The 25,895-nt window shown below is 41.5% G+C and carries 27 protein-coding genes and 2 pseudogenes; 17 read left to right on the plus strand and 12 right to left on the minus strand.

Annotated features, from left to right (window positions below; all coding sequences use genetic code 11):
- Positions 1 to 74: 74 nt before the first annotated feature.
- A pseudogene (locus ICL16_RS19480) lies at positions 75 to 255 on the minus strand (transposase); the annotation flags it as partial.
- A 93-nt stretch (positions 256 to 348) separates the two neighbouring features.
- Here ICL16_RS19480 and ICL16_RS19485 point away from each other — a divergent pair.
- The 12 genes and pseudogenes from ICL16_RS19485 to ICL16_RS19535 all read left to right on the plus strand — a co-directional run bounded on the left by ICL16_RS19485 (position 349) and on the right by ICL16_RS19535 (position 10,434).
- A complete protein-coding gene (locus ICL16_RS19485) occupies positions 349 to 1,821 on the plus strand; it encodes an AGE family epimerase/isomerase (RefSeq protein ID WP_238360850.1) in 1,473 nt (490 codons plus the stop codon).
- Positions 1,818 to 2,216, plus strand: coding sequence for an anti-sigma factor antagonist (locus ICL16_RS19490; RefSeq protein ID WP_238360851.1), 399 nt, complete (start codon positions 1,818 to 1,820; stop codon positions 2,214 to 2,216). Before ICL16_RS19485 ends, ICL16_RS19490 begins: the two co-directional genes overlap by 4 nt.
- Before the next feature lie 6 nt (positions 2,217 to 2,222).
- Complete coding sequence (locus ICL16_RS45760; RefSeq protein WP_238360852.1) at positions 2,223 to 2,825, plus strand: hypothetical protein; 603 nt, start codon at positions 2,223 to 2,225, stop codon at positions 2,823 to 2,825.
- A 35-nt stretch (positions 2,826 to 2,860) separates the two neighbouring features.
- Complete coding sequence (locus tag ICL16_RS45765) at positions 2,861 to 3,715, plus strand: alpha-amylase family protein (RefSeq protein ID WP_238360853.1); 855 nt, start codon at positions 2,861 to 2,863, stop codon at positions 3,713 to 3,715.
- A gap of 72 nt (positions 3,716 to 3,787) precedes the next feature.
- Positions 3,788 to 5,510: pseudogene (locus ICL16_RS19500) on the plus strand (IS1634 family transposase).
- A gap of 301 nt (positions 5,511 to 5,811) precedes the next feature.
- On the plus strand, positions 5,812 to 6,003 hold the full coding sequence (locus ICL16_RS19505) for a hypothetical protein (RefSeq protein ID WP_190830911.1): 192 nt from the start codon (positions 5,812 to 5,814) through the stop codon (positions 6,001 to 6,003).
- A gap of 65 nt (positions 6,004 to 6,068) precedes the next feature.
- Positions 6,069 to 6,401, plus strand: coding sequence for an anti-sigma factor antagonist (locus ICL16_RS19510; RefSeq protein ID WP_190830913.1), 333 nt, complete (start codon positions 6,069 to 6,071; stop codon positions 6,399 to 6,401).
- 31 nt (positions 6,402 to 6,432) lie between these two features.
- The gene (locus ICL16_RS19515; protein WP_190830915.1) at positions 6,433 to 6,858 is read left to right on the plus strand and encodes an ATP-binding protein; all 426 of its coding nucleotides are present in this window, start codon (positions 6,433 to 6,435) and stop codon (positions 6,856 to 6,858) included.
- Complete coding sequence (locus ICL16_RS19520; RefSeq protein ID WP_190830917.1) at positions 6,855 to 7,691, plus strand: PP2C family protein-serine/threonine phosphatase; 837 nt, start codon at positions 6,855 to 6,857, stop codon at positions 7,689 to 7,691. The genes ICL16_RS19515 and ICL16_RS19520 overlap by 4 nt, the downstream gene beginning before the upstream one ends.
- A gap of 110 nt (positions 7,692 to 7,801) precedes the next feature.
- The gene (locus tag ICL16_RS19525) at positions 7,802 to 9,190 is read left to right on the plus strand and encodes a CHASE2 domain-containing protein (RefSeq protein WP_190830919.1); all 1,389 of its coding nucleotides are present in this window, start codon (positions 7,802 to 7,804) and stop codon (positions 9,188 to 9,190) included.
- A gap of 73 nt (positions 9,191 to 9,263) precedes the next feature.
- Complete coding sequence (locus ICL16_RS19530; protein WP_190830921.1) at positions 9,264 to 10,031, plus strand: DUF928 domain-containing protein; 768 nt, start codon at positions 9,264 to 9,266, stop codon at positions 10,029 to 10,031.
- A gap of 82 nt (positions 10,032 to 10,113) precedes the next feature.
- A complete protein-coding gene (locus ICL16_RS19535; protein WP_190830923.1) occupies positions 10,114 to 10,434 on the plus strand; it encodes a peptidoglycan-binding domain-containing protein in 321 nt (106 codons plus the stop codon).
- Positions 10,435 to 10,488: 54 nt separating this feature from the next.
- Here the strand turns inward: ICL16_RS19535 and ICL16_RS19540 are convergent, their stop codons facing one another.
- The 8 genes from ICL16_RS19540 to ICL16_RS19575 form a co-directional block, all read right to left on the minus strand.
- Entirely contained in the window at positions 10,489 to 11,160 is a 672-nt protein-coding gene (locus ICL16_RS19540) for a GAF domain-containing protein (RefSeq protein WP_337907086.1), read from the minus strand.
- Between the two features lie 230 nt (positions 11,161 to 11,390).
- A complete protein-coding gene (locus ICL16_RS19545; protein ID WP_190830927.1) occupies positions 11,391 to 12,584 on the minus strand; it encodes an MFS transporter in 1,194 nt (397 codons plus the stop codon).
- 120 nt (positions 12,585 to 12,704) lie between these two features.
- A complete protein-coding gene (locus ICL16_RS19550) occupies positions 12,705 to 13,013 on the minus strand; it encodes a hypothetical protein (protein WP_190830929.1) in 309 nt (102 codons plus the stop codon).
- A 206-nt stretch (positions 13,014 to 13,219) separates the two neighbouring features.
- On the minus strand, positions 13,220 to 13,870 hold the full coding sequence (locus ICL16_RS19555) for a hypothetical protein (protein WP_202895623.1): 651 nt from the start codon (positions 13,868 to 13,870) through the stop codon (positions 13,220 to 13,222).
- 188 nt (positions 13,871 to 14,058) lie between these two features.
- Positions 14,059 to 14,706, minus strand: coding sequence for a hypothetical protein (locus ICL16_RS19560; protein ID WP_190830931.1), 648 nt, complete (start codon positions 14,704 to 14,706; stop codon positions 14,059 to 14,061).
- A gap of 307 nt (positions 14,707 to 15,013) precedes the next feature.
- Positions 15,014 to 16,402 carry a cation:proton antiporter gene (locus ICL16_RS19565; protein ID WP_190831107.1) on the minus strand — a complete coding sequence of 463 codons (1,389 nt, stop codon included), beginning with the start codon at positions 16,400 to 16,402 and terminating at the stop codon, positions 15,014 to 15,016.
- Positions 16,403 to 16,433: 31 nt separating this feature from the next.
- Entirely contained in the window at positions 16,434 to 19,634 is a 3,201-nt protein-coding gene (locus ICL16_RS19570; protein ID WP_190830933.1) for an efflux RND transporter permease subunit, read from the minus strand.
- 96 nt (positions 19,635 to 19,730) lie between these two features.
- On the minus strand, positions 19,731 to 21,041 hold the full coding sequence (locus tag ICL16_RS19575) for an efflux RND transporter periplasmic adaptor subunit (protein ID WP_190830936.1): 1,311 nt from the start codon (positions 21,039 to 21,041) through the stop codon (positions 19,731 to 19,733).
- A gap of 417 nt (positions 21,042 to 21,458) precedes the next feature.
- Between ICL16_RS19575 and ICL16_RS19580 the strand changes: the two genes are divergently transcribed.
- The 5 genes from ICL16_RS19580 (at position 21,459) to ICL16_RS46855 (ending at position 23,492) form a co-directional block, all read left to right on the plus strand.
- Positions 21,459 to 22,127 carry a TetR/AcrR family transcriptional regulator C-terminal domain-containing protein gene (locus tag ICL16_RS19580; RefSeq protein WP_190830937.1) on the plus strand — a complete coding sequence of 223 codons (669 nt, stop codon included), beginning with the start codon at positions 21,459 to 21,461 and terminating at the stop codon, positions 22,125 to 22,127.
- A 60-nt stretch (positions 22,128 to 22,187) separates the two neighbouring features.
- Positions 22,188 to 22,757 carry a hypothetical protein gene (locus ICL16_RS19585; protein ID WP_190830939.1) on the plus strand — a complete coding sequence of 190 codons (570 nt, stop codon included), beginning with the start codon at positions 22,188 to 22,190 and terminating at the stop codon, positions 22,755 to 22,757.
- The gene (locus ICL16_RS19590; protein WP_190830941.1) at positions 22,739 to 22,975 is read left to right on the plus strand and encodes a PEP-CTERM sorting domain-containing protein; all 237 of its coding nucleotides are present in this window, start codon (positions 22,739 to 22,741) and stop codon (positions 22,973 to 22,975) included. The genes ICL16_RS19585 and ICL16_RS19590 overlap by 19 nt, the downstream gene beginning before the upstream one ends.
- 186 nt (positions 22,976 to 23,161) lie before the next feature.
- Positions 23,162 to 23,371: a hypothetical protein gene (locus tag ICL16_RS19595; RefSeq protein WP_190830943.1), complete on the plus strand. Its 210-nt coding sequence runs from the start codon at positions 23,162 to 23,164 to the stop codon at positions 23,369 to 23,371.
- Positions 23,358 to 23,492 (plus strand): type II toxin-antitoxin system RelE family toxin, encoded by a 135-nt coding sequence (locus ICL16_RS46855; RefSeq protein ID WP_273039032.1) that lies wholly within the window; start codon positions 23,358 to 23,360, stop codon positions 23,490 to 23,492. The genes ICL16_RS19595 and ICL16_RS46855 overlap by 14 nt, the downstream gene beginning before the upstream one ends.
- A gap of 226 nt (positions 23,493 to 23,718) precedes the next feature.
- On the opposite strand, the gene ICL16_RS45770 is transcribed toward ICL16_RS46855, so the two are convergent.
- From ICL16_RS45770 to ICL16_RS45780, 3 genes are read right to left on the minus strand one after another with little or no spacing between them, the layout of a single operon-like run.
- Positions 23,719 to 24,402, minus strand: coding sequence for a hypothetical protein (locus ICL16_RS45770; protein ID WP_238360855.1), 684 nt, complete (start codon positions 24,400 to 24,402; stop codon positions 23,719 to 23,721).
- A gap of 24 nt (positions 24,403 to 24,426) precedes the next feature.
- On the minus strand, positions 24,427 to 25,266 hold the full coding sequence (locus ICL16_RS45775; RefSeq protein WP_238360856.1) for a GTPase: 840 nt from the start codon (positions 25,264 to 25,266) through the stop codon (positions 24,427 to 24,429).
- A 20-nt stretch (positions 25,267 to 25,286) separates the two neighbouring features.
- The gene (locus tag ICL16_RS45780) at positions 25,287 to 25,604 is read right to left on the minus strand and encodes a tellurite resistance TerB family protein (RefSeq protein ID WP_238360857.1); all 318 of its coding nucleotides are present in this window, start codon (positions 25,602 to 25,604) and stop codon (positions 25,287 to 25,289) included.
- Positions 25,605 to 25,895: the final 291 nt, after the last annotated feature.

A 25,895-nucleotide genomic window follows, 5' to 3' on the forward strand; every position in this document is an offset into this window, starting at 1 on the left:
AGTTGTTGTTTGGGAAGATAACAACTATACTACAAAGCGCCCTCTCTCTTCATACTCTTTTTTTGGCGAAGGTATTGAAAGAATCTCAACATTGTTCGATAACTACCACCAATCCCTGCCCAACGAGACATTCCCAACACGGTGACTCGACCGCTCCGAAGCTAACATTGCCAGGATTATCTGGTTCATTCGACGCATCGTCGTAGCGTTGATCTGCGGTAGCAAGCATTGTAACAGTGATAAGATGTCTAACATGGGCGAATTGTAGCTTTTAAGTTGTTGTTTGGGAAGATAACAACTATACTACAAAGCGCCCTCTCTCTTCATACTCTTTTTTTGGCGAAGGTATTGATTGCTGATTCGTATTTGCAATGGCAGTTTGGTTATCCGCAACAGCCGATTGATTATCGGGAATACCGCACTTATCTTAATTTAGCTGGCACGAAAAAGAAAGATGATTTTTTGCAGGAGACTGATACTGTCTCTCGGTTGGTTTATGGTTTTGCTTCTGCTTTTTTGATGACTGGTGAAGATCGCTTTTTGGAGGCGGCGGAGAAAGGTACTGAGTATTTGCGTCAACACATGCGGTTTTACGATCCTGATGAGGACTTGATTTACTGGTATCACGGTATTCAGGTGACAGGCAATCGTGAGCATAAACTGTTGACTTCTGAGTTTGGTGATGATTACGATGCTATTCCAGCTTATGAACAAATTTATGCGTTAGCAGGTCCGATTCAAACTTATCGCGTGACTGGCGATGCAAGGATCTTAAAGGATGCGGAAATGACTGTCGATTTGTTAAACCGCTTTTTCTGGGATCAAAACGGTGTTGGTTATTTTTCTCATATTGACCCGTTGACACTCAGTCCTTATGCTGAATCTTTGGGCCCGAACAGAGCGCGTAAGAATTGGAACTCAATCGGCGACCATGCTCCAGCCTACCTGATTAATCTGTGGCTGGCAACTGGCGAACAGAAGTATGCTGATATGTTGGAGTACAGTTTTGACACAATCACTAAGTATTTTCCCGACTACGAGCATAGCCCGTTTGTTCAGGAGCGGTTTTATGAAGATTGGAGCCACGATACCACCTGGGGATGGCAGCAAAACCGGGCTGTTGTAGGACATAATCTCAAAATTGCCTGGAATTTGATGCGGATGAATAGCCTCAAACCTAAAGAGGAGTATGTAGCTTTGGCACGAAAAATTGCTGCACTGATGCCTGATGCGGGTAGCGATCGCCAACGTGGTGGTTGGTATGATGTGGTTGAGCGAATACTGGGCGAAGGTGAAGAGCAATACCGCTTTGTCTGGCATGATCGCAAAGCTTGGTGGCAGCAAGAGCAAGCAATTCTAGCCTACCTGATCTTACACGGCATCCTCAAAGATCCGGAAGACTTGCGTCATGCCCGTGAAGCTGCAGCATTTTACAATGCCTTCTTCCTCGATCATGACGATGGCGGCATCTACTTCAACGTCTTAGCCAACGGTTTGCCCTACCTGTTGGGTAACGAGCGCTTCAAAGGCAGCCACTCGATGAGCGGTTATCACTCAACTGAATTGTCCTACCTGTCAGCAGTTTACACCAACCTGCTAATTGCTAAGCAGCCCATGAATTTTTACTTCAAACCTTTACCAGGCGCATTCAAAGACAACATCTTACGAGTGCAACCAGATATCCTACCACCTGGTAGCATCCAAATTAGTCAAGTATGGGTTGATGAGCAAGAGTATACAGATTTTGACGCACAAGCCTTAACCGTCAACCTCCCCAACACCCAAGAACGATTAAAAATCAAAGTGCAAATTACCCCATGAACATCAACATACAGCAAGTAACAATGCTAAAAACATCAGAACAAGAGCCAACTAATATGAACGAAGAACAAGTAACACTAGTAGAAATAATCGGTGAAGTAGATACAAATACAGCTCCCCTAATTCAGGAGCGAATCTTACCACTTGCCCAAGCAGGAATCAAGATGATCTTAGAAATGACCAAAGTGCCTTACATGTCAAGCGCTGGCTTAAGAATGCTGCTGTCGCTATACCGGCAAATATCTGCCCAGGAAGGAAAGATTGTTTTAGTAGGGCTTTCGGAAGAAATTCAAGACACCATGTCTATTACTGGATTTCTCGAGTTCTTTAATACTTGCGACACCATTGATTTAGCCTTCGCCGCCCTCAATGTCCAAGTCCCTTCGCTCAAGTAAAAAGAAATGGAAAGAATTGACATTCATCCCACCCATACTTACAAGAACTTTAAACTACGTCCAGGGCGTCCGTTTCCGTTCGGAACTACTTTAATTCCAGGAGGCATTAATTTTTCCATTTACTCGCGTCATGCTAAGTCTTGTACTTTGGTGCTGTTTAAAAAGCACGCTCTTGAGCCAATGGTGGAAATTCCTTTTCCTCAAGAGTTCCGCATTGGTAATGTCTTCTGCATGGTTGTATTTGACTTGGACTATGAGAACCTAGAATACGGCTACCGTATGGATGGACCTTTTAATCCAAAAGAAGGTCATTGGTTTGACCAGACGAAAGTTCTCTTAGACCCCTATGCCAAAATTATCGGTGGGCGGGATATTTGGGGAGAGCCTCCGGACTGGTACAATGTGTATCAGCATCGCGCTCGTCTGGCTTTTGATGATTTTGATTGGGAAGGCGATCGCCCCTTAGAAATCCCATCTGAAGACTTAATCATCTACGAGATGCACGTCCGCAGTTTTACCCGCGATCCTTCATCTGGGGTAAAGCATCCAGGAACCTTTGCCGCCATCCACGAGCAGAGTACCATATCGACGGCTTTCGCTTTGATTTAGCAGCAATTTTGGGGCGCGATCCTTGGGGAGCGCCGATGTCAAACCCACCTTTGTTAGAAAGCCTTGCCTTCGACCTGATTCTCGCTAAGTGTAAACTAATAGCAGAAGCTTGGGATGCAGGTGGTCTTTATCAAGTTGGTTCTTTCCCGGCATTTGGGCGATGGGCAGAGTGGAACGGTAAGTACCGTGATACTATTCGCAAATTCCTGATCGGTGAGCCAGGGCAAGTTGGAGATATGGCACAGCGACTTCAAGGTTCGCCGGATCTCTATGCTTCGGCAAATCGGGGTGCGACAGCTTCGATTAATTTCATTACCTGTCATGATGGTTTTACACTGTTTGATTTAGTTTCCTATAACTGGAAACACAACGAAGCCAATGGCGAGAATAATCATGATGGTGCTAATGATAATTACAGTTGGAACTGTGGTTGGGAAGGATTAACTGATAACTCAGAAATTAATGCCTTGCGACACCGACAGATTAAAAATGCTTTATCTATATTAATGGTTAGCCAAGGAGTGCCAATGATCCTGATGGGTGATGAGGTTGGGCGCACTCAAAACGGTAATAATAATACTTACTGCCACGATCACAAAATTAATTGGCTAGATTGGAATCTGTTGAAATCTAATGCCGACTTATTGAGGTTTTTTCAAAACTGCATCGCCTTTCGCAATGCCCATCCTATATTGAGAAATAAAAACCACTTCCGGAATGTAGATTACGTAGGTAGTGGTTATGCAGATATTACTTGGCACGGCACTCAAGCATGGAATGCAGATTGGTCTGATTCCAGTCGCAGTCTCGCTTTTATGCTTTGTGGCAAACATGCTAAAGAGGGTACGGTTACTGATAACTCCCGGTTCGCCCATTTTTTTAAGAGTTAGAGAAAATGAGCACTAGAAAGTATACCTAGCGACATATTCTCAAAAGTACAGAGTAGGTGTATGTTCGGGTTTATGCATACAGAACCTATAATTACAAACGAACGAGTTGATGATATACCCGTACTGCTAACCCAATTAGAGCGTATGGGTGTAAAGCAATTAATTGATAAGCACATAAGCGCACATGGAAATTGGCAAGGTGAAAGCAAGCGGGAGTATAGCAATAATTTGGTTAACGCACATACTTTCACAAGCCGATCATCGTTTAAACCATGTCCAAGGATGGGTAGCGAAAAGGTTAGAAACATTAAAAATGTTTGTTGGGGAAAAGTTAGAAGAATTAGACCTTACAGACGACCGTTTGCAATCGCTATTACGTTATCTTAATAGAGATGATGATTGGAAACTATTTGAGGCAGAACTTTCTGGAAACATGATACAAGTCTACGATTTAAATCCAGAAAATATCCGATTAGATAGTACAACAGCTAGTAGTCACTGTGGAGTAAATTCAGAGGGTTTATTTCAATTCGGGCATAGTAAAGACCATCGACCAGACTTGGCACAAGTCAAAATTATGCTATCAACGTTAGACCCATTGGGTCTGCCAATAGCTACAGAAATATTATCAGGAAATAAAGCAGACGACCCATTATATATTCCAGCAATTAATCAAGTAAGGTTAACACTTCAAAAATCAGGACTGTTATATGTTGGTGACTGCAAAATGGCATCAATAGCAACCCGTAGTCACATTGCTTTAGGGAAAGATTTTTATCTTTGTCCGTTAAGTGCTAAACAAATAACAAAAGAGGAGATAGCACAATATCTTGAACCAGTTTGGAATGGAGAGCAACAATTAACAACAATAGATTATGATTATGCCGATGGTAAAAATAAACAGATTGCCGAAGGCTTTGAGCGGAAAGTAGTTCAGACAATTAAAGTAGATGAGCAAGAATTTACTTGGAATGAGCGACAATTAGTAGTACGTTCCTTTGCCATTGCAGAAACAGAAGAAAAGTCGTTGCGTGAACGTTTACAAAAAACATCAAAAGCTCTGGAACTATTGAAGCAGCCGCGACGCGGCCAGAAAAAATTAACGTCAGTTGATGATTGGCAAACAGCTATAGCAGCGATTTTAAAACGTTATCGTACCAATGGATTATTTAAAATTAATCTGGAAGTTACCAAACAAGAAAAAACGACTAGACGCTATCTAGATAGACCACCTCAAACCGTAGAGTTAATCTCAATAAATCTAGATTTTGAGATATTAGAATCATCGGTTGCGCAAATTATTAGATTGTTGGGTTGGCGTGTTTACGTAACTAATCAAACTTCTTATCTACTACCTCTTAAACAAGCAGTTCGTTGTTATAGAGACGAGTATTTAACAGAGCGCGGATTTGCCAGAATTAAAGGTTTTCCGTTGTCATTAACACCAATTTATTTGCAGCGGGAAGACCATATAACTGGTTTGATTCGATTACTTTCTATTGGTTTACGTGTGTTAACTTTATTAGAGTTTCAGGTACGTTCTACTCTTAAACAAAATCAAGAAAAACTTGCCGGACTTTATACAGGTAATCCCAAAAGAGAGACTACACGCCCAACTGCTGAACTTATCCTTGCTGCTTTTAAAGATATTACACTAATATTAGTTGAGGTGAAAAATCAAGTCTATGCCCATTTAACTAATCTTTCTCCTTTACAGCGGCGTATTCTTGTTTTACTTGGATTTCCAATTACTATATATACTCAACTTGATGGTCAATCTTTTACTCCTGAGTAGGATAAGATTTTCCCTGCACAAGTGTCAAAGATTGAAACACTAAAATCTCCGTTTTTAACAACGACTAAACCTGTAGGTTACTTCCAACTAAAAACAAGAAACAAACCTAATTTTCATCTTTATGTTTGTAAAATGGCACTTACTCGCTTGGTGTCCACGTTAGTCTGGTTTTAAGTGGTTATAAAGTGTTCTATCACACTTTTTGTACTGATATGTGATTTCTGCCTTTACCCTTTTCCCCCTTTTCTCTAACTCTTAAAAAAATGGGCGAACCGGGAGTGATAATTATATCTATGTGGCGATGAATATGCATTGGGAGAGTCTCTGGTTTGAAATACCAAGACTTGCTCTGGGGATGCAGTGGTATGTGTTTGTTAATACTGGTGCTACCCCACCATATGATTGTTGGATACTAGGTACAGAACCTTTGCTGGAAAATCAGTGTGGATTGTTGCTGGGCGCGCGCTCTGTGGTGATTCTGGTTGGCATGTAGAGACGCCCCGCCGGGGCGTCTCTACGAGAGATGACAAATAACGAATAAACAAAGGAGAAAAAATTATGGTTTTTAATGCAAGTCTGGAAATAAATAGTGCGATCGCCACTTTGAAATTATCTGGTGAACTGGATGCAATGACTGCGCCAATTTTCAAGGCAGAGGTAGACAAAGCAGCATCAAAGAAGGTGAAACGCCTTGTTCTGCTGATGCATGATTTGGAATATATGTCAAGTGCTGGTTTGAGGGTTCTTGTCTTTGCTAAGCAAAAGATGGGTGCAAATGTTGATATCTACGTCGTTGGCGCTCAAACTACGGTGTTGAGTACCTTGGAGAAAACTGGATTTGACCAAAGTGTTATCATACTTAATGAGGATAACTTTGTCTTAGAAGTTTAAGCATGTTGCATATTCTGATGTAATGAAATATATGCAACCTCTAACAGTGCCTGCAACTTTGGACTCTCTCTCACTCATCACTGAATATGTGACGTGTGCTACTACAGCAGCTGGTTTAGATCAAAAAGCTGCATATCGCTGCCGCTTAGCAGTAGACGAAATCGCTACCAACATTATTAACTACGCCTATAGTCAGGGGGTAGGGGTGTTGAACTTGGCGGCAGATATCAACGAGCAAGCTTTGACAATTTCTATTGAGGATACAGGTATAGCTTACAACCCATTACAAGCGCAACTCCCAAATGCTTCGGAGTTAAAACTGCCTTTAGAGGAACGCTCAATGGGTGGGCTTGGCATATACCTGGCATTACATGAAGTTGATAAGTTTCTCTATGAACGTATGGACAACAAAAATCGCAATATCTTGATTATGTATCGCGTACCAACTCCGTTATGAGCAATGAACAAGAGCTTTTACTTGTCTACGAGCGAGACTTGCAAATCGCTCGGATGATTCAAACCGATTTTTTACCAGAAACTTTGCCGCAGATGGATGGGTGGGAAATAGCCGCCCGTTTTCATCCAGCACGCTTAGTAGCAGGAGACTTCTACGATGTTTTTCCCCTTGCCCACCATCGGATTGGGATTGTGATAGCAGATGTTTGTGATAAAGGGGTGGGTGCTGCACTGTTTATGTCTCTTTTTCGCAGCTTGATTAGGGCTTTTGCCCAACAACATTATCATCTTAGCTGGTTGGATACTCTTACTGATGGGAGCAACAAGTTGAGAGGGCAGCGGGTAGAACCTCCCAGAATTGGCACTACTGCTCTCAAAAATGCTGTTAGCCTCACAAATAATTACATTGCTAATAATCATAGTCGGATAAATATGTTCGCCACACTTTTTTTTGGTGTGTTGAATCCAGCCACAGGTTTGTTGCACTACGTCAATGGTGGACACGAACCTCCTGCTATTTTAAGTTTAAATGGTATTAAGGCTAGACTTAAACCTACTGGTCCGGCTGTTGGCATCATGCCCAATCGAGAGTTTGGTATTCGGCAAGTTCAGTTAGAACCTGGTGATATTTTAGTCGCTTACTCTGATGGTGTCACTGATGCTCGCAACCCACAAGGTCAATTTTTTACTGAAGAGAAATTACTGTCTTTATTGCAGCAACCTGCTGACTCAGCTACTGCTGTACTAGATTGTATCGAAGCCAGTGTAAATGCTCACATTGCCAATGCAGACCAGTTTGATGATATCACCATGTTAGCCGTGCATCGTACCTGAAACGCGCTTGAAGTTATCAATTTATGAAAAGCCGTACTAAGCTGTCGAGGAAAATTAATTCTGTGTTGCCACATTTACATAGGCTGTACACAGCGATATCAGTTCCTGGTATGAGAGTAATTTTTACGAGTTTGATTGTTACAGCTTTGTTAATGGGCGTCAGACAACTTGGTTGGTTACAAGTACAGGAACTCTGGGCTTTCGATCAATTAATCAGATTGCGCCCTGACGAAGGTAGCGATCGCCGCTTACTCATAGTTGCTGTCACTGAACAAGACATTCAAGCGCAAAGGAAATGGCCATTATCTGACCGAACCATAGAACAATTATTAGCTAAACTAGAGCAACATCAACCGCGTGCGATCGGTTTGGATATCTATCGAGATCTTCCTGTAGCACCGGGTAATACTGAGTTAGTGAAACGATTACAGCAGAGCGATCGCATCATCACCGGATGCAAAGTCAATGATTCTTCTGGTAATCTTGGAGTTGCACCTCCCCCCGGTATCCCAGAAGAAAGAGTAGGATTTATCGACTTGCCCATCGATGGAGGAATTTTGCGTCGCACTCTGCTGTTTATGAATCCTCCACATCACACAGCAAAACAAAATCCACATCTGTGCGCCAACCCTAATGCCGACATTTATTCATTCAGTCTCCTGTTAGCATTATCCTACCTAGAACTCGAAAAAATCGAACCTGAAAATACCCCATCCGGTGAGCTAAAACTTGGTTCAACTGTATTTAAACGCCTAAAACAAAATTCTGGCGGCTACCGAAATATTAATTCAGCCGGATACCAAATATTACTAAACTATCGCTCTCCCCAAAAAGTTGCCAAACAAGTAACATTAACAGAAGTATTAACAGGCAAAGTTAATCCTGATTTGATCAAAAACCGTATTGTCCTCATCGGTACCACAGCAGAAAGTATCAATGACGTTTTCTTCACTCCTTACAGTGCAGGATTGCAAAAAGATAAGAATTTGTCTGGAGTTGAAATTCACGCACAAGAAGTAAGTAAAATCCTTAGTGCTGTCTTAGATCGTCGTCCCCTATTGTGGTACTGGTCAACTTGGGGCGAAACTATATGGATAGGAGCGTGGTCCCTCTTTGGTGGAATCCTCACTTTGCTGCGCCATCCTCTCAATTTTACACTAACCAGTGCAGCAGCACTCTTGAGCAACTTTATCATCTGCTTCGGTTTCTTTTTACAAGGAGCCTGGATACCACTAATTCCATCGGTATTCGCATTCACCGCCACAGTCGGGAGCATCATTTTTGTAGAGCGCGGATACACACAAACAATCTACACTCGCGTCAAAAGCGCTTTAAAAATAGATATCGAAATTAACCACTCCAAAAAAGAGTACCAAGTAGCTGAAATTACACAAACAGAATACTTTCAAAACTTAAAGCAAAAAGGAAAAGATATCAGAAATAAAAAAACAAACACCTCTCCACAAACTAACCCCAATCAAACCAACAATCCTAATTAAATTATAAAACTTTGTTACTCTCTCTTTCCTCTGCGTTCTCTGCGGTTTATAAAAAATCCAAAATCTCAATATTATGAAAAACCCTACCATACTATACTTAGCTATATTACTAGATATAGCCCTAATTACAGCCTTTCCTGAATCAATAACAGCGCGATCGCAACTCATACCCAGTCAAGTTGCGAATGAAACCCGAAGTGTAAAACCTAGAGAAACTAGGAAAAAAATTAAATATAAGCCTCCTAAAGTTGGCGCGCCTGATCATAGACTAGGAGGGGCATCCCGTGGCGATAATTGTGGCTCAGAGCAAAAGTCTCTCCAAGCTTTGTTACCTGCAAATAACTTAGGACTAACCATATCAGAATACCCGACGTTATTTGTATATATTCCCCCAATTTCTACACAATTAGCAGAATTGAAGTTACGAGAAGCAGACAGTAAAAAGGTAGTTTATCAAAAGATATTGAAGCTCAGAGCTACTTCCGGTATTGTTAGCTTTAGTATCGGAGCTAAAGACATGCCACCACTCAAAATTGGTCATAATTATCGCTGGATTCTCTCCATAATTTGCAATTCTCAAGACAGATCTGAAGACGCATTTGTGGGAGGATGGATTCAAAGAATTGAACCAAGTTCAACTCTTATGAGTCAGTTGAATAAGACAAAACCACGCGATCATCCAGCGTTATATGCTGAATCTGGTATCTGGCACGAAACTTTGACCAAATTAGCACAGATGCGCTACTCTTACCCACAGGATTCAACTGCTTCAGCCGACTGGGTAGAGTTGTTAGAGTCTGTTGGATTAGGTAAAATTGCTCAAGAACCGTTAATTAACTAGTCTCATCTACCTCAAACTTGATCTTTCGATAATTTTTTCGGGAATTTATCAAGAAAACGGTTATCTTGGCTTGTAGATATTTTTGTCACCAATCGCCTACCAATTTATACAGAACATCTTGGCGGTGGCAGTAACGTTTTTGGAATATATGACAATGCTATTTGCTACTCCTCTCAAACCCATCAATTCCTTACCTACTCTGCGTCGCGGTAATTCTGGCGAAGATGTCAAATACCTGCAAAACCTCTTGAAGGAGATTGGCTTGTCTCTAACAGTTGATGGTATTTTTGGCGAACGTACAGAGCTAGCTGTGAAAAAACTCCAAGCAAACCATAATTTGCGCTTAGATGGAATTGTTGGTTCCAACACCTGGAATGGCATTTATTTCGAGCTGAGGGATTGATTCCCCTAGAAGATCCCCGACAAATAAATGCGTTGTCGGGGATCTAGTTTGCTTCTATGTTAACTTGGTACTAAGTGGCTGTGACTGGTGAAAAAATCCCCGCCAGTTTTGTATTATGTCCACATAAGAGCAAAGTTGCGTCTTGATTAAAGAGAAGTTAGAAGCGAATCGTTGTTTTTTGACACAAGAGGTAGGTATACTCAGTTCTACTAACTCGGAGCCAGATACCTGGTTATTGACAACTCTTGTATCCGCTATTATCCCCTCGATGAGATTTGCCACTCGTTGCATTTGCTGCACATCTGATTGAGTGAACTTTTTGGGCGCTGTAGTGCCGACGTGCAATACTCCAATCTTACTTTGCTTGACGGGCAAAGGGATGCCGATGAGCGATCGCAAACCTGAATCGCGTAGGATTGGGCTAACAACCTCTATTTGCGAGACATCATTGACGATTATTGGTTCATTGCTTGCGGCAATAGTACCTGCAAAGCCTTTTCCAATTGGGATACGGACTTCTTGTGTAATTTCTTCTTCCAGTCCGATAGTAGTATACACTGCCAAATTTCGCTGATCCGAAGGCAGCAGAAGGGTGGCTGTATCTACAGACATGTAATCTCGCAGCCACTCAAGTAACTTTTGCACAGAAGCAGCAAGCTTAGTTTCTCTTTCTAGCTGCTCTTTATCTATGACAACATCCCAACCTTTGTAAAAATCTGGTATCACTATCAAGTCTCCTTAACGAGTTTACAGGTTGAACAAGAAATTGGAAATGAAAGGTTGCTCAAATATTCTGAAAATAAGTAAGCTACCAGAATTGACGATGGCACAGCGATTAAGAGCCATCTAATAGCTACTATTTTAAGAGATAAATCTGCTCTAAGTAAGTTTTGATGCACGAGGTAACCACCGGAGAATGCATAATATAAAGGCTGTGCAAAGCGCGAGCAGCACGATTATAAGCAGGTGCAATACCTAAAGACAAAAAGGGTAAGCATTGCAAAAACAACACTTGTGAAAAACACGCTACTAATTCCACCAATACCAAAGACTATTCCCGTCAGTAGCGGTCCTAAAGTTTGCCCTAAGCCGTAAAATGTCCCATTGACTGATAAAATTGTCGCCAGATATTCTCTAGGTGCTAACTCTGCTAGAAGAGTCTGAATACTAGGGAAACCAAGCCCTAAACCCATGCCAAAAATAGTAGTTGGGATTAATAGTAACCAGATGTTTGGTATGAAGGGAACAATCAATAGAGCTAGAGCATACAACACAAATGATGCTCTAATTAATGTTGTGGGGCGAAATTTATTGGCTAACTTTCCTAACTGGGAAGCAGTAATTACAATTGCTACAGAAACACTGGATTGGAACAGCCCAATTGTTGAGGGTGGTGCATTGAATGTATCGTGAAGTAACTTTGGTAAATAAGTTACATAAGCTCCGTACAGAAGAGCAAAGTTAGCCGCACTGGCGATGAAAATTCCGAGTAACTGACGATTTTTTAGAGCGACGAGAGCATTTTGCAAATACGCCTTGAGGTGGCGCGCGCCTTGAGGTTCGGGATTTTTTAGCCCAAACAACACCAACAACGCAAGCGGAATTGCCACTATAGGAACCATGAACGGGTAAAACCAGCCAAATGTTGCCAAAAAGCCGCCAATTATCGGGTAACTAGCTGTGCCGATACTGCTGATACTGGCATTGTAACCCATAGCCGTAGTTCGCCTGTCTCCCTTATACAAATCACCAATTACGGTAATGCTCAAAGAAAGCAAAGAAGCCGCACCAATTCCTTGTATAAAACGAAATAAAAGTAGAAGATTAAAGTCACGCGCCAACGCGCAAGCTCCTCCAGCGATGCCAAATAAAAATAGTGAAGGAACAATAATTTTCTTTCTACCCAATCTATCAGCAAGGATACCAATAACAGGACCTAAAATTAAAGCAGGAAACGTAAATACTGTAATCAACAATCCAATATTTTTGGGGTTGACGTTTAAAGCTTTAGCTACGCTGGGGAAAGACGGAGCCACGCTAGCTACTCCCAAAACTGCCACGAGAGTTACTGCACAAGCAATCTGAAAATTACTATCCAGATAAAGTTTCTTTGGTGGTTGCTGCTGGCTATTTGCACCTGGTGGTAGCATGAAGTTTATTATTTAATTTAGTAAAAATTAAACCATAGATGAACACAGATGAACACAGATGCAAACTCCCAAGATCCCCGACTTCTGTGAGAAGTCGGGGATCTTATTTGTCACGCATAATTAAATTCCACCGAAGTCACCGGAATTACCACCACCAAAGGGGTTGTTACTGCCAATAGCAGGATTGTTAACACCAGCTGTGGGATTGAACTCAAAGGGGTTGCCACCAAAGGGGTTGCTAGCAAGATTACTCCCACTACCACCAAGTAATTCTGGAATGCTAACATCAAGAAGATCAAGCAGAGGATCGAAAGGGGTTCTTACCCGTTCGGTACGAGTGAAATTGAACTCGTAATTGTAGCTGCCTGTAGATGTGGATGAATTACCGGGAGTGGAATTGCCACCAAAGATCAGATTATCTTCGCCCATTTTAGTGTCCTCGTATGATATTTGGAACTAATTGCCCTACACCAGTATTTATACTTCGATTCTCAGTAATCAACTTGCTATATCTTTTTGATTTTTTGATTCTTTATTATTAAATACTGTTGCAGTTCGGGCGTTGCTGAATCAAGATCTGAATATGCAAAAATCACGATTTTGTAGAGACGCGATGTTCCTCGCGTCTCTACATTTTAGATGGCAGATTTAAGGCGGCGGCGTAGTAGGAAACCAGTTGTGATCGCGCCTATACCTACTAGCGTTGCAGTATTTCCTGATTCTGGAACTTGTTGCGGAACTACGAAAGAGCCACTGATGAAAGCCCTCCCTCTCAATGGACCACTTGGGTCTTGATCGAGAGACTCGCTTTCGTTAAAATTAAGAGTACCAGTAGCGCCACTGAATCTACCTGCACCGCCAGTGATGTTTATAACACCTGTACCATTCAATGTGTTGGTGATGGGATCAATAATGGCGATCGCATTACTACTGCCAAATATTCGATCATCTCCACTGCCAAAAAATGTATCAACTCCTGTTGGAAATCCGGACAAACCAACCCTTGCCGGATCTGCAAAAAATCTAAACCCATTTATAGCCGGATCAAAACGGCTATAGTTGCTTGCACTAGTAAAATTAGTCAGACCGTAGGGTGCATCAGGGTTAAAACCTGAAACGGTTGCGATTGAAACATCGGTATTTTCTATAGGTCTGAGGATTACGTCTGTATCGTAAAATGCCTCAAAGGGAAAAACTGTTTGCGCTGCTACTTTTTTTACACCAGATGCGAAACTGACTAAAGTCACAGCTATGGGAATAAACCAAGGGATGCATGACCGAAGCATAATTTACTTCTTATCTCTAATCAATTATTAATTATTTAATCATACATTGTGGATTATACTTAATATACAAATATAAATGTATCGGTAATAAATTTTTTGTAAATATAAAAAATATAGCAATTATCATTCGCCGACAACCCGCAGCAACCCTTGTAGAGACGTTCCGCCGGAACGTCTCTAGATCATGTCTATTTAACGATGCTGAAGTTGCGGTAGCGGCGTAGCATTAAAGCAGAGCCGATCGCGCCTATACCTACTAGCGTTGCCGTATTTCCTGGTTCTGGAACTTGCTGCGGAACTTCGATAGAACCACTCACAACAGCTTTACCATTTAAGGTAATAATATCTCCAAGAGTAACTATGTCCTCTTCAGAATATAATAGTGTGCCTGTAGCGTTCTCGAATATACCTTCACCACCAGTGATATTTACTACACCACCACCTTTTGCCGTGAGGTTTGCTAAGTCAACTGAAGCACTGGCATCACCTAATCCAAACACCTTATTTGTGCCACTTCCAAAAGTAATGTAGCCTAATGGGTAGCCTGTTAAACCAAATACTTCCGGATCATTGTTAATAGTGAGATTTCCGTTGGCGTCAGCCACCGAGTATGTCAAACCATCATACTGGTTTAAGCCATATTGGGCGTCAAGACTAAAACCTGTCTCAACTACCTGTGAAACGTTTCCACTGATGGGGGTAATTTTAACTACTGTGGTATAGTTGCCCAGAAATGGATAGATTGTCTGTGCCGTTGCTCGTGCTGCACTTGAGCAAATACTAACGAATGTGAGGGCTAGTGGAACCAGCCATGCAGTGTGCGATCGCCGTAACATTTGCAAGCCTCCCAGCTCAAAGAATATAGATTTTTACAAACTGTAGGGGCGAACAGTTGTTCGTCCTAACGGCTGTTGCCCTACAATGGCAAACAAATAACCCGTAGCGCACCAGGCAATTTCTATAAGTCATTGCCTATAAAATATCACATTTCTCCTAAGTAAAAACCACATATTTTTTGAAAAAAGAAGCAAGAACGCTACTTGTCACAAAGGATATTTTATGATTGCGAAAAATGGAGGCTGAGCCGCCAAGACATCATTCCCAGGCGAACGCCTGGGAACGAGGAAGAGCAAATATGCAATCTTATCTACTTTCTTTCGCTTGCACAGAAACTGTTGCTGGCTCGCGAAACACCAACGATAATAAAGGTGGTGCGACAAAGGTAGTGAGAATTACCATGACTATGATTGCCGCATCTAAGGAACTTGGGAGGATACCGCTGGCTGAACCGATACCAGCAAATACCAATCCCACTTCTCCTCTAGGTATCATACCAACACCGATCGCCAGCCGATTAATATCTGCTTGACCAAATACTGTAAATCCAGTGATAACTTTACCCAGAATGGCTACTAAAATTAGGAAGCTTGCCATAATTAGTCCTTCCCGATTTTCAGGTATCATTGGATTTAAAACACTGATATTAGTTTTGGCACTAACAACCACAAAAAAAATCGGGACTAGTATATCTGCGATTGGTACTATTTGATTTTTTAGCTCTCGACATTTGTGAGTTTCTGCTAAGACTATGCCTGCGGTAAAGGCTCCTAGAATTGCTTCTAATTTAATAACTGTGGCAATGTATGAGAGAATAAAAGCAAAGATCAGGGCAGGGATCAAAAGCTGACCGCGAGTTTTGAGTTCAGTGACTATTTTGACAAAATAAGGATTGAACCAGCGACCGATCAGAATTGACCCTACCAGGAAAGCTACTGCACTGACAATCAAATATAGTATATTTGTCAGTTCTACCTCTCCTGTCTTTGCCAAACCAGCTACTACTGCTAGGACGATTATGCCTAAAATGTCGTCTAGCACTGCTGCGCCAATAATAATTTGACCTTCTTTGCTATTAAGGTGTTGTAGTTCTGCAAGCACTTTTGCAGTAATGCCAATACTTGTTGCCGTTAGGGCTGCACCAGCGAAAATAGCAGGAATAGTGGCGACATGAAACAACAATATTAACCCTAAAGTACCCCCAATAAACGGTGCGGCTACTCCCACTACTGCTACTATTGCTGATTGAGTACCTACTTCGAGCAGTTCTTTTAAGTTTGATTCCAACCCAATTTCAAATAGCAGAATGACTACACCAATTTCTGCCAAAGTGGAGATAACTTCACTTTCTATTTGAAAAGCACTAGCTGCTCCATCTGTACTCAATCCGGCAGTGGTTTGTAAGAAATTCATCATTAAAGAGTTGCTGCTATCACCACCACCATCGGGAAATACCAGCAAATGAAAGGCAGAGATTCCGACTACTAAACCACCCAACAGTTGTCCAAGAACAGGGGGTAAGTTAATTCGAGCGCAAATCTCTGCACCGATAGTGCTGGCAAGGTAAATAACTACCAAACTCATCATTACTCCGGCAAGAATTACAGGAGCATTTTCTGATTCTGTGGTTGTTGCTAGCATTGGAATATGCCACAAATCAAACCTTATTACCCTGGTAATAGTACTTATTAACATCATTAGCAAATTTTCTCCTGTCTCCTTCAATTTACCGATGTGTTTCTGAAGGAACTTTACCATCTTCAACCGCAGGCTGTAGCTGATAAGATTGACGACGAGGCAGTAGGCGAGCGCGCATTTTTCCGATCACAATATAGAGAATTGGCACGAGAAACAGACTCAAAATAGTAGAGACAAGTGTACCGCCAACAATAGCTGTGCCGAGAGATCTTCTGCTAGCGGCGCCGGCTCCTTCAGGAAATAGCAATGGCCAAATACCCAAAATAAAGGAAAATGTTGTCATCAAAATTGGTCGCAAGCGTTGTTCTGATGCTTCGATGGCAGCTTTAGTAATAGAGCGTCCCTGCTCGCGTAATTGGTTGGCAAACTCCACAATTAAAATAGCGTTCTTACTTGCCAAACCAATTAACATCACCAAACCCACCTGGCAGTATATATCATTAGAAAGACCTCGTAGCGACTGAAAAGACAGCGCTCCCAAAATAGCCAAGGGAACTGACAACATAATAATCAACGGATCAACGAAGTTTTCATACTGGGCAGCCAGCACGAGAAAAACGAAGATCAATCCCATGCCAAAAATCAACGGTGCTTGCCCACCAGATTGTTTTTCTTCTAACGTGATCCCTGCCCATTCATAACCTAAACTATTTGGTAAAACCCGGTTTGCCAATTGCTCCATCGCCGCAACTGCTTGTCCAGAACTATAACCAGGAGCAGCAGAGCCATTAATTTCAATCGAGCGGAACAAATTGTAGTGGTTAATTGTTTGCGCCCCGGTACTAGGAGTCACTTTCACTAAATTGCTGAGGGGAACCATTTGACCGTTATCTTGACCATTGGCTTGATTGCTGGTAGAACGAACGTATAAACGACCAATATCCTGAGGATTAGAGCGAAACGGAGCGTCTGCTTGGACATAAACTCGGTAAGTCCGCTGGAGGTAATTAAAGTCGTTAACGTAGCGCGAACCCAAATAACTTTGTAGAGTATTGAAGATATCATCTACATCAACTTGCAAAGCTTTGGCTTTATTACGGTCTACTTCAATCAAATACTGAGGTGTACTTGCAGCATAAGTACTGAATACCGCTTGCAATCCTGGTGTTTGATTTCCCTGCTGGAGTAATTGTCCCATAGCTTGTAGCAGAGTATTCAAGCCACTGTTACCTCTCCTATCTTGTAACTGAAATTGAAAACCGCTAAAACTTCCTAAACCGCGAATTGATGGTGGATTCACTGGCAAAACTCTTGCGTCTGTAATTGCCGATAGCTTACCTTGCAAATTGCCAATAATTGCCTGTACTGCCTGCTCTGGCTTACGGCGTTCTGCCCAAGGGATGAGGGTTGTAAAAATTACACCATTGTTTGCAGTGCTACCACTAAAACTAAAACCACCTACGGCGAAAGTACCTCTAACTTCGGGCAATTTGAGGATTTCTTTTTCTACTTGACGCATCACTTTGCTAGTGTAGTTAAGTGATACCCCTTCTGGTCCTTGGATAATGGTAATAAAGTAGCCTTGGTCTTCATCAGGCAGAAATGCTGTTGGTACGCTGACATAAATCCAACCTGTTAACACCAAAGACGCGACAAACACCACCATCACAACGAATCTAATTCGATTCAAAAAAATTAGTGACTGCTCGTATTTTCTGCGTGTCCAATTAATTAAGTTATTAAACTGCCTAAATATCCAACCCATCCAACCGCCCATTTTTTGTCCGCGACGTAATAGTAGGGCAGAAAGGGTAGGAGTCAAAATGATCGCTAGAGTTGTTGAAATGCCCACTGCAAAAGCAATTGTTAGGGCAAATTGGCGATAAATCTGTCCTGTTGCGCCGGGGAAAAAGGCTACTGGGATAAACACTGCCATCAGCACTAAGGAAGAAGCAAGTACTGCGCCAAACAGTTCACGCATTGACGTAGAAGCTGCTTGAGCAGGCGTCATCTCTTCTTCCTCAATTAAGCGAGAAATATCCTCAACCACAACGATCGCATCATCAACTGTTAGCCCTGTAGCTAGAGTCAAACCAAACAAGGTGAGGGTGTTGATTGAAAATCCGAAAGCTTTGATGATCGCAAATGTACCAATTAATGTTAAAGGAATGACAACTGCAGGAATGATGGTAGTGCGCCAATCTTGTAAGAAAATAAAAATTACTAGAATGACAAGACCAACTGATTCAAAAAGACTTTGCACCACTTCCGTGAGGGATTCTTCTACAAATAAAGTCGTGTCAAATGCTACTTGGTATTGCATTCCCGGCGGAAACTGTTGTTTCACTCGTTCCATTTCCGCTTTGACAATCCGGGCAACGTCTAGGGCATTACTTCCTGGAGTGGAAAATATCCCGATCCCCACCCCATCTTTGCCTCTAAATCTGAGAAAGGAGTTGTAGTTTTCTGCTCCCAGTTCCACACGTCCTACATCTTTGAGCTTGATCAGCGTTCCATCTCCACCTGTTTGTAGAACTACGTTTTCAAACTCAGATGGTTCCGTAAGCCTACTGATAGCTTGTAAGTCTATCTGATACATCTGATCTTCAGAAGTCGGCTGCTGCCCGATTTGCCCAGCACCCACCTGAATGTTTTGTTCATTGAGAGCATCAATCACATCTTGTGCCGTCAAGTTGCGAGTTGCGAGGCGATTGGGATCGAGCCATACACGCATAGCGTAGCGACGTTCACCAAAAATCCGCGCCTCACTCACACCGTTGATTCTTCTCAGTGCATCTACTATGTAAAGGTCAGCGTAGTTACTTAAAAATACGTTAGTGTACTCGTTGTTGTCGCTGTATAATCCTATTGCTAACAAAATATCAGTGGACTGTTTGCTAACTGTTACTCCTGTTCGCTGTACTGGTTCTGGCAACTGAGGTTCAGCCAGGGTTACGCGATTTTGCACATCAACCGCTGCAATATCTTTGTTGCGCGATGGATCAAATGTGACTGTAATCGTACTAGTACCATTATTACTGCTACTAGAGGTCATGTACCTCATACCTTCAACACCGTTGATTTGGCGCTCTAAGACAGTTGTAACGGTGTTTTCTACAACTTCAGCACTAGCACCAACGTAGTTAGCAGTTACGTTAATTTGTACCGGACTAATTTCGGGATATTGCGCTGTTGGCAGTGTGGGAATGCTGATAGCCCCTACTAGCAAAACAATAAAGGCTATTACACTAGTGAATACAGGTCGCTTAATAAAAAAGTCAACAAACATAGGGAATTGCTAATTGCTAATAGAAGAATTGTTAATTGTTAATTGTTAATTGTTACTATTAGCCATTAGCCATTAACTATTAACAATTAACCATTTCTAAGACTCAGGTACGACTGGCGCACCATCTCTAAGATTGAGCAGCCCTGATACAATGATTCTTTCTCCTGGTTGTAGTCCTTCGATTACTTGATAATTATTACCTTTGATGCTGCCTAATTTTACCCGCTTTTGCCGTGCTACTGGTTGAGATTTCCCGTCAGGAGATTGTGCCGTTTGAGTTACATATACAAAAGTTTCTCCTGCTATACGAGCTATTGCTGTAGCTGGCACCAACACACCTAAGCGCTGGTTCCAAATTATTCTAGCGCGTGTAAATTGATCTGCCCGCAGTTGATCGTTGGCGTTATCAAACAGCGACTTGACGAGAACAGTTTGTGTATTATTACTTGCCCTTGAAGCAATAAAAAATATTCTACTCATACCTATGGTACGACCTTGTGCGTCTAATACTTCCACTGGCATTCCTTGACGCAATTGCAGTCCCCGTTCTATTGGTACGGAGATATTTACTTCCAAAGGTTGATTTTGTGTAATCGTGGTGAGTTGCGTGGAAGTGTTCACAAAATCACCTACTTTGACTGGGATATCGCCCACAGTCCCAGCAAAGGGCGCAGTAATTTTGTAATACTGAAGTTGGACTTGTTGTTCTCTAGTTCTCGCTTGTGCCTGCTTGATGGTTTTTTCAGCTTGCGCTATTGTTGCTAGTTGGGCTTGAATTTGCGCATCAGTGGAACGTAGGGTTGCTTGAGCGGTAGCAAGTCTGTTAGCATACTGATCCCTAGTTTGTCGAGATACTGCTCCTTGCGCTGCTAAGGTAGTGTATCTTTGGTATTCTTGTTGTTCTAATTTTACGTCAGCTTCATTGGATAGTCTTTGTGCTTGTAAGGATCTAAGTGTAGCGCGAGCGTTATCAAGTTGTGAATTAGCTGCCTCAACAGAAGCACTTTCAGTACTAACTGCTGCTTGTTGCTGTCTGGAGTCAATTTGGATAATTGCATCTCCCGAATTGACGCGCTCGCCCGATTTGACAAATATTTGACTTACTTGCCCTTGAACCCTCGGTTGCAGATTCACCGATTGCCGCGATTCTAAAGAAGCCACAAATTCTGAACTGTCTTCTATTGCCCCTGCTTGTACTGGAGCTAGCTTAACTCTTGCTGGTGGTGGACCGCTAGCTGCCGCAGGTGCTTTTTTTTCACCATTGAAACTTCGCCAACCCAAATACCCTCCTCCTAGCAACAGTGGCAAAATTAATAACCACCACCAATTTTGTCTTCTGCGTGGCTCTAGAGATGTTTTACGAATATCTTCTTCTCTATATTCAGTTTGCGACTCAGAGGATTTCATAATTAGTAGATAACCTCAAAATAAAAAAACTGGATGCCAAGGCGCTCAGTAGTAATAAGTACTAATTTATGCTAATGCTTTCGGCAACTATCAATAACTTCCCACAAATATACTGCGATCTTATAACCCCCTAATCTATCTCTAGATGCATGATCTTCAATTTCTTCTCTTGGCGTTTTTGGCGTCTTGGTGAACCAGCGCTGCCTCACCGCTCCCCGTCTAGATCAAAAAAATAAATTTCACATGCTCTTTATGTGATATGAAAATAAATATCAACTATTAATCAAATCATCCTCACCGCTACTGCTTTCATTTGCTGACTATTCACCACCATAATAATCGTACTATGTACGATAATAGTATGATTATAAGATTAGTGTCAAGCAATAATTTTCAATTAGATCTCAAGGAGACATAGTGCCAAGAGGCAAACCATCACTGAGCAGAGAGCAAATACTAGCGGTAGCTTTGCAGCTAGTGGATACAGAAGGAGTCGCTTGTTTGACGATGCGATCGCTAGCCGACAAGCTAGGAGTTGGTACAATGTCGATATATTACCATCTACCTGACAAAGCAGCATTGCTAGATGCTGTAGTAGAGCAAGCGCTGAGCAGTATCGAAGTACCTCAAACATCAGATGGTTGCAATTGGGTAGAGCAGGTGAGAAGTTTTGCACTCGGTTTTAGAGCGGCTTGTCAAGCGCATCCCAACGTATTGCCTTTAATTTTGTCCCGGCGGGTGAAAACAGCAAGAGTAGTGCGTCCGATTGAATCTGTTTTGAAAAGTTTGCGGGAAGCAGGATTCTCTACAGAAGACACATTGTTTGCCTTTCGCACGCTGATCGGCTATACTGTTGGTTCAATGTGCGCCGATCTGACAGGTCCTTTGACGGAAACACCCAATGCCACAAGAGCAGAAGTTGCACAACAATGTATCGAACGTTTGGATAAAGAGTTTCCCTACCTGATCGAAGTTACTACCCATATTGCCAAAACCGAAGCCGAGCAAGAGTTTCAGTATGGGCTGGAGCTAATCATTGCCGGATTAAAAGCACGTCAAGCAAGTTCTGTCATCTTCCTAAATTAGGAATAAAGATTTACTATATGAATTTATCAAGTCTTTTTAAATTCATACAAGAGTAGTCCAGTGGCACATACTTTAACGCGGATTTCCTTTGTAACGACAACCGTGATGATGCTGAGTGTACTGCCTTATTCAACACAGGCAGTCACCTTCAACTTAGAGTCAGCAACTATTGCTGACATCAATGACGCATTTGATGCTGGTGCGTTGACATCGAAGCAATTGACACAATTGTACTTAAATCGGATCAATGCCTATGATCAACAAGGTCCCAACCTTAATTCTATCATTACGATCAATCCTCTTGCCTTAGAAACCGCCGCAGCTTTAGACTTAGAGCGCAGTACACAAGTTTATGACGAAACAACATTGCCTCCTGAAGAAAATCCAGAATACTTGCTTTATCTACAAAATAGAGAAGAATTGACAACTACCGTTAAAAATGTTTTCCAAACACTAAATCTCGACGCTTTTTTGTATCCAACTATAGTTTTAAAGCCAAGTTTGATTGGTGAACCTTATCCTGAAGGATATCCTGCCAATGCTCTAGTAAGCTCTTTTACAGAATTTCCGGCAATGGTTGTGCCTGCTGGGTTTACAGCCGACGGTTTACAGTGGGAATTGAGTTGTTAGGTAGAGAATTTGATGAACCGACACTAATTAGTATCGCTTACTCATATGAGCAAGCTACAAAGCACCGCCGTCCCCCGACAACTACACCACCTCTTGCAGGTGAGGTGTTTGAGTATCAGTCAGTGCCAGAACCTTCTGGTGTACTCAGCATATTAGCTTTAGGCTTTTATGGTGTTAGTTCACAACTGAAGCGCAAGAAACACAAACCTGCCATTTAAAGGGTACTGCTCACCAAATCAGGTTCTGATTGACATGATCCCCCCAGTGAGGTGGGCAATTGCTCGTACTACCTCATAAAATTATATCACCACTGGGAATATTAAGATTTGGCAACGGTGCTAGTTTTGGGATAAGAGTGTCAAAATAATATTAGATTTGCAAGCAATCAATGAGAAGATAGGACAATGCTAGAAATTACTAAAAATTACGTAATGGATGAAAATCAGCAACCAATAGCTGTACAAATTTCCATCGCTGAGTTTGAAAAAATTGAAGAAATCTTAGAGAACTACGGTTTGGCGCAGTTAATGGAATCAGAAGATAATGAACGTCTGTCAAAAGAAGAAGCCTTAACATATTACCAATCTTTGAAGAAAAAGAATGTGGAAAGTTGAATATACAAAAAGGTTTTTGAAAGATTTGGCTTCTTTACCAGAAGAAATACAAGCTCGTATCGAACCGATTATCTTTCAAGAACTGGAGTCAGAAAACCCTTTTGAACTAGGGTATCTGTAAAAAATGAAGGGCTACGCGGATAAGTATAAAATTCGCATGGGTGATTACAGGATAGGGATTACGGCAGAGAAAGAAACACAGACATTAATTTGTCAGCGAGTCGGACATCGTAAAGAAATTTACAGAATTTTCCCTTGAAGCGTGCCCTTCTGGAAAAAAACATCTGGATAAAGTCCAGCAAGCGATCGCACCTCAAAGAGCGAGTTAATATGTTGTACTACCTTCTTCAAATCACCGGATTTTTCGTCGCTTTATTAATGTAGCGGAGAATCAACTCAAAGTCTTGACGAATTTCAATGAGTTGTTTTACCCAAGTGTTAGAAGCAGCAATAGCATAAGCACTATTAAGATAATTAGCAGAGCTATCTAATTTATTTTTAGCTGTTATGAGTTGCTCACTAATCTTTTCTAAACATTGAATCAATTCCTCAAAATAATTATTAATATTAACGGCTATAGTATCACAATATTTTTTAAATTCTTCTTGGGCGAGAGTCAGCACTTTTTGTTGATAATCCTCTAATTGATTGGTTAAAGATTTGCGAATGTTTTCCGCCGCTTCGCGTTGCTTCTCTTTTTTAGATTTAAAGAATCCGGTAATCACGCTAACGATAGTACCAATTGCCATGACAATACCAAGGGGCGGAACCGCAAACAAAGTTCCAATAGTTGCTGCAATGGCGAGCAAATTACGGCCAATACGCAACATATCTTTAAAGTTAATGCTACTTTGCTGATTAAAATTGAAATTTTCACCTCCTAATCTAGCAATCAACTGTAATTCCGTACCAATCTCTTCTAGCAATTCTTCAACTTCATGATTGAATTTTTTCCCACTTTCGTCAAAAGCATTATTTAATCTATCTTGAAATCTCAATACTTTCAGCCTAATTTCCCATTTAGATTTCAACTGACTTGCATCAACATCCCAATTTTATTCTGCAAAAGGTTGAATTGTATCGAATGCATCTTTAAAAACTGTCTTGATTTGTTGTACTAAATATTCTTGATTATCCCTAGCCGCTTTTATGATTTCCTCTTTAAATTTATAACGCATATTTTTCAAGTTATTAGTCAAGTCTTGATAGACTTGTACCTGTTCAGTCACCCATTGATTAGGCTTTTCAATTGCACTTACCGTAGAGCCAAGTAAGGTTTGCGATCGCCTAATAATTCCATGTTCAACTAAAGACACTCGAATAGCATCAAGAAAATCCTGTATATGACTTGATTTAAACAGTTTATCTTTATATTGCTGATGTTCCGCTTCCCGCGACATTTGTGCAGCTAAGAGTATCACAGGAATAATATCAAAGTAATCGTTAGCATAATGCTGCTTGGCATATCGGCGGATGCGTTTAATGTGTCCACCCAAACCGCTTTTACTATCCATTACAAACAGTTTATTTGGGTCTTTTAAGAAAGACTCTAACCTTCGGGTATCGCGGAGGTTATTCTTAACATTCAATAATATAATCAATGGTTTTGCTTTTTCTTTTAACAGTTGTAAAAATTTAAATTCTGTTTCTTGAATGCTGTCGTTTGTTACTACATAACAAATAACATCAGATTCTTCGATAACGCTTTCGGCAATTTCTTCATCACTTTTACCACCAGGCGCACCAATCCCAGGAGTATCGATAATGCGAATATTTTTCCACTCATAAACGCGATTAAAACGTGTGGTACGCTGTTTCCCTACACCAATTGCATCCCAGCCACCACCTGTAATAATCGCGTGGAGAGTGCTTTTTCCAGCTTTAGTTTTACCCATGAAGGCTATACTGAAATGGTTTAAAGCACGTTGTTTTGCACGTAGCGATTCACGTACCCCAACAAGTCACTAGCGCGTTTAACTCCGCCAAAGTTTTTTGCTTCTTCAAGCAACCTTTCTATTTCTACATTCGACCAATTCCAAATTTTTGCTACCCGGTATACCATCTCCCGTTCTAATGGTGAAAAGTAACCGTCAATATAGGCAATTGCTAGTATCTGTCGCATTGCCTCACTTTGCTCACCTTGTGGGAGTTGACGCGCCACATCTTCAACAGATATGAAATTTTCATCTTGACTTAGTATTTTCTCCATCTCCTCAACGGTGCGCGTTCCCATTAAGGCGTTCTGTACTAACTCTCGCAGTGCTTTTTCCTCTTCGCTGTGAATCTGCTAATCAGGATATACACTGCCAACCATTTGTACACCATATGAACTAATGGGAGATTAAAAATGTGGAAGGATGAAATATTAGAAGAGATCCATAGATTCCGAGAAGAATACGCGCTTGTCTTTCAACTATGACTTACACGCCATTGTAGATGACTTGCGAAAAAAACAAGCTGCTAGTGGCAGACAAATCATCTCAGTACCTCTCAATAAATCCAGTCAACGATCTAATAAATCTCC

The organism is Iningainema tapete BLCC-T55 (assembly GCF_014698965.1).
GTDB lineage: Bacteria > Cyanobacteriota > Cyanobacteriia > Cyanobacteriales > Nostocaceae > Iningainema > Iningainema tapete.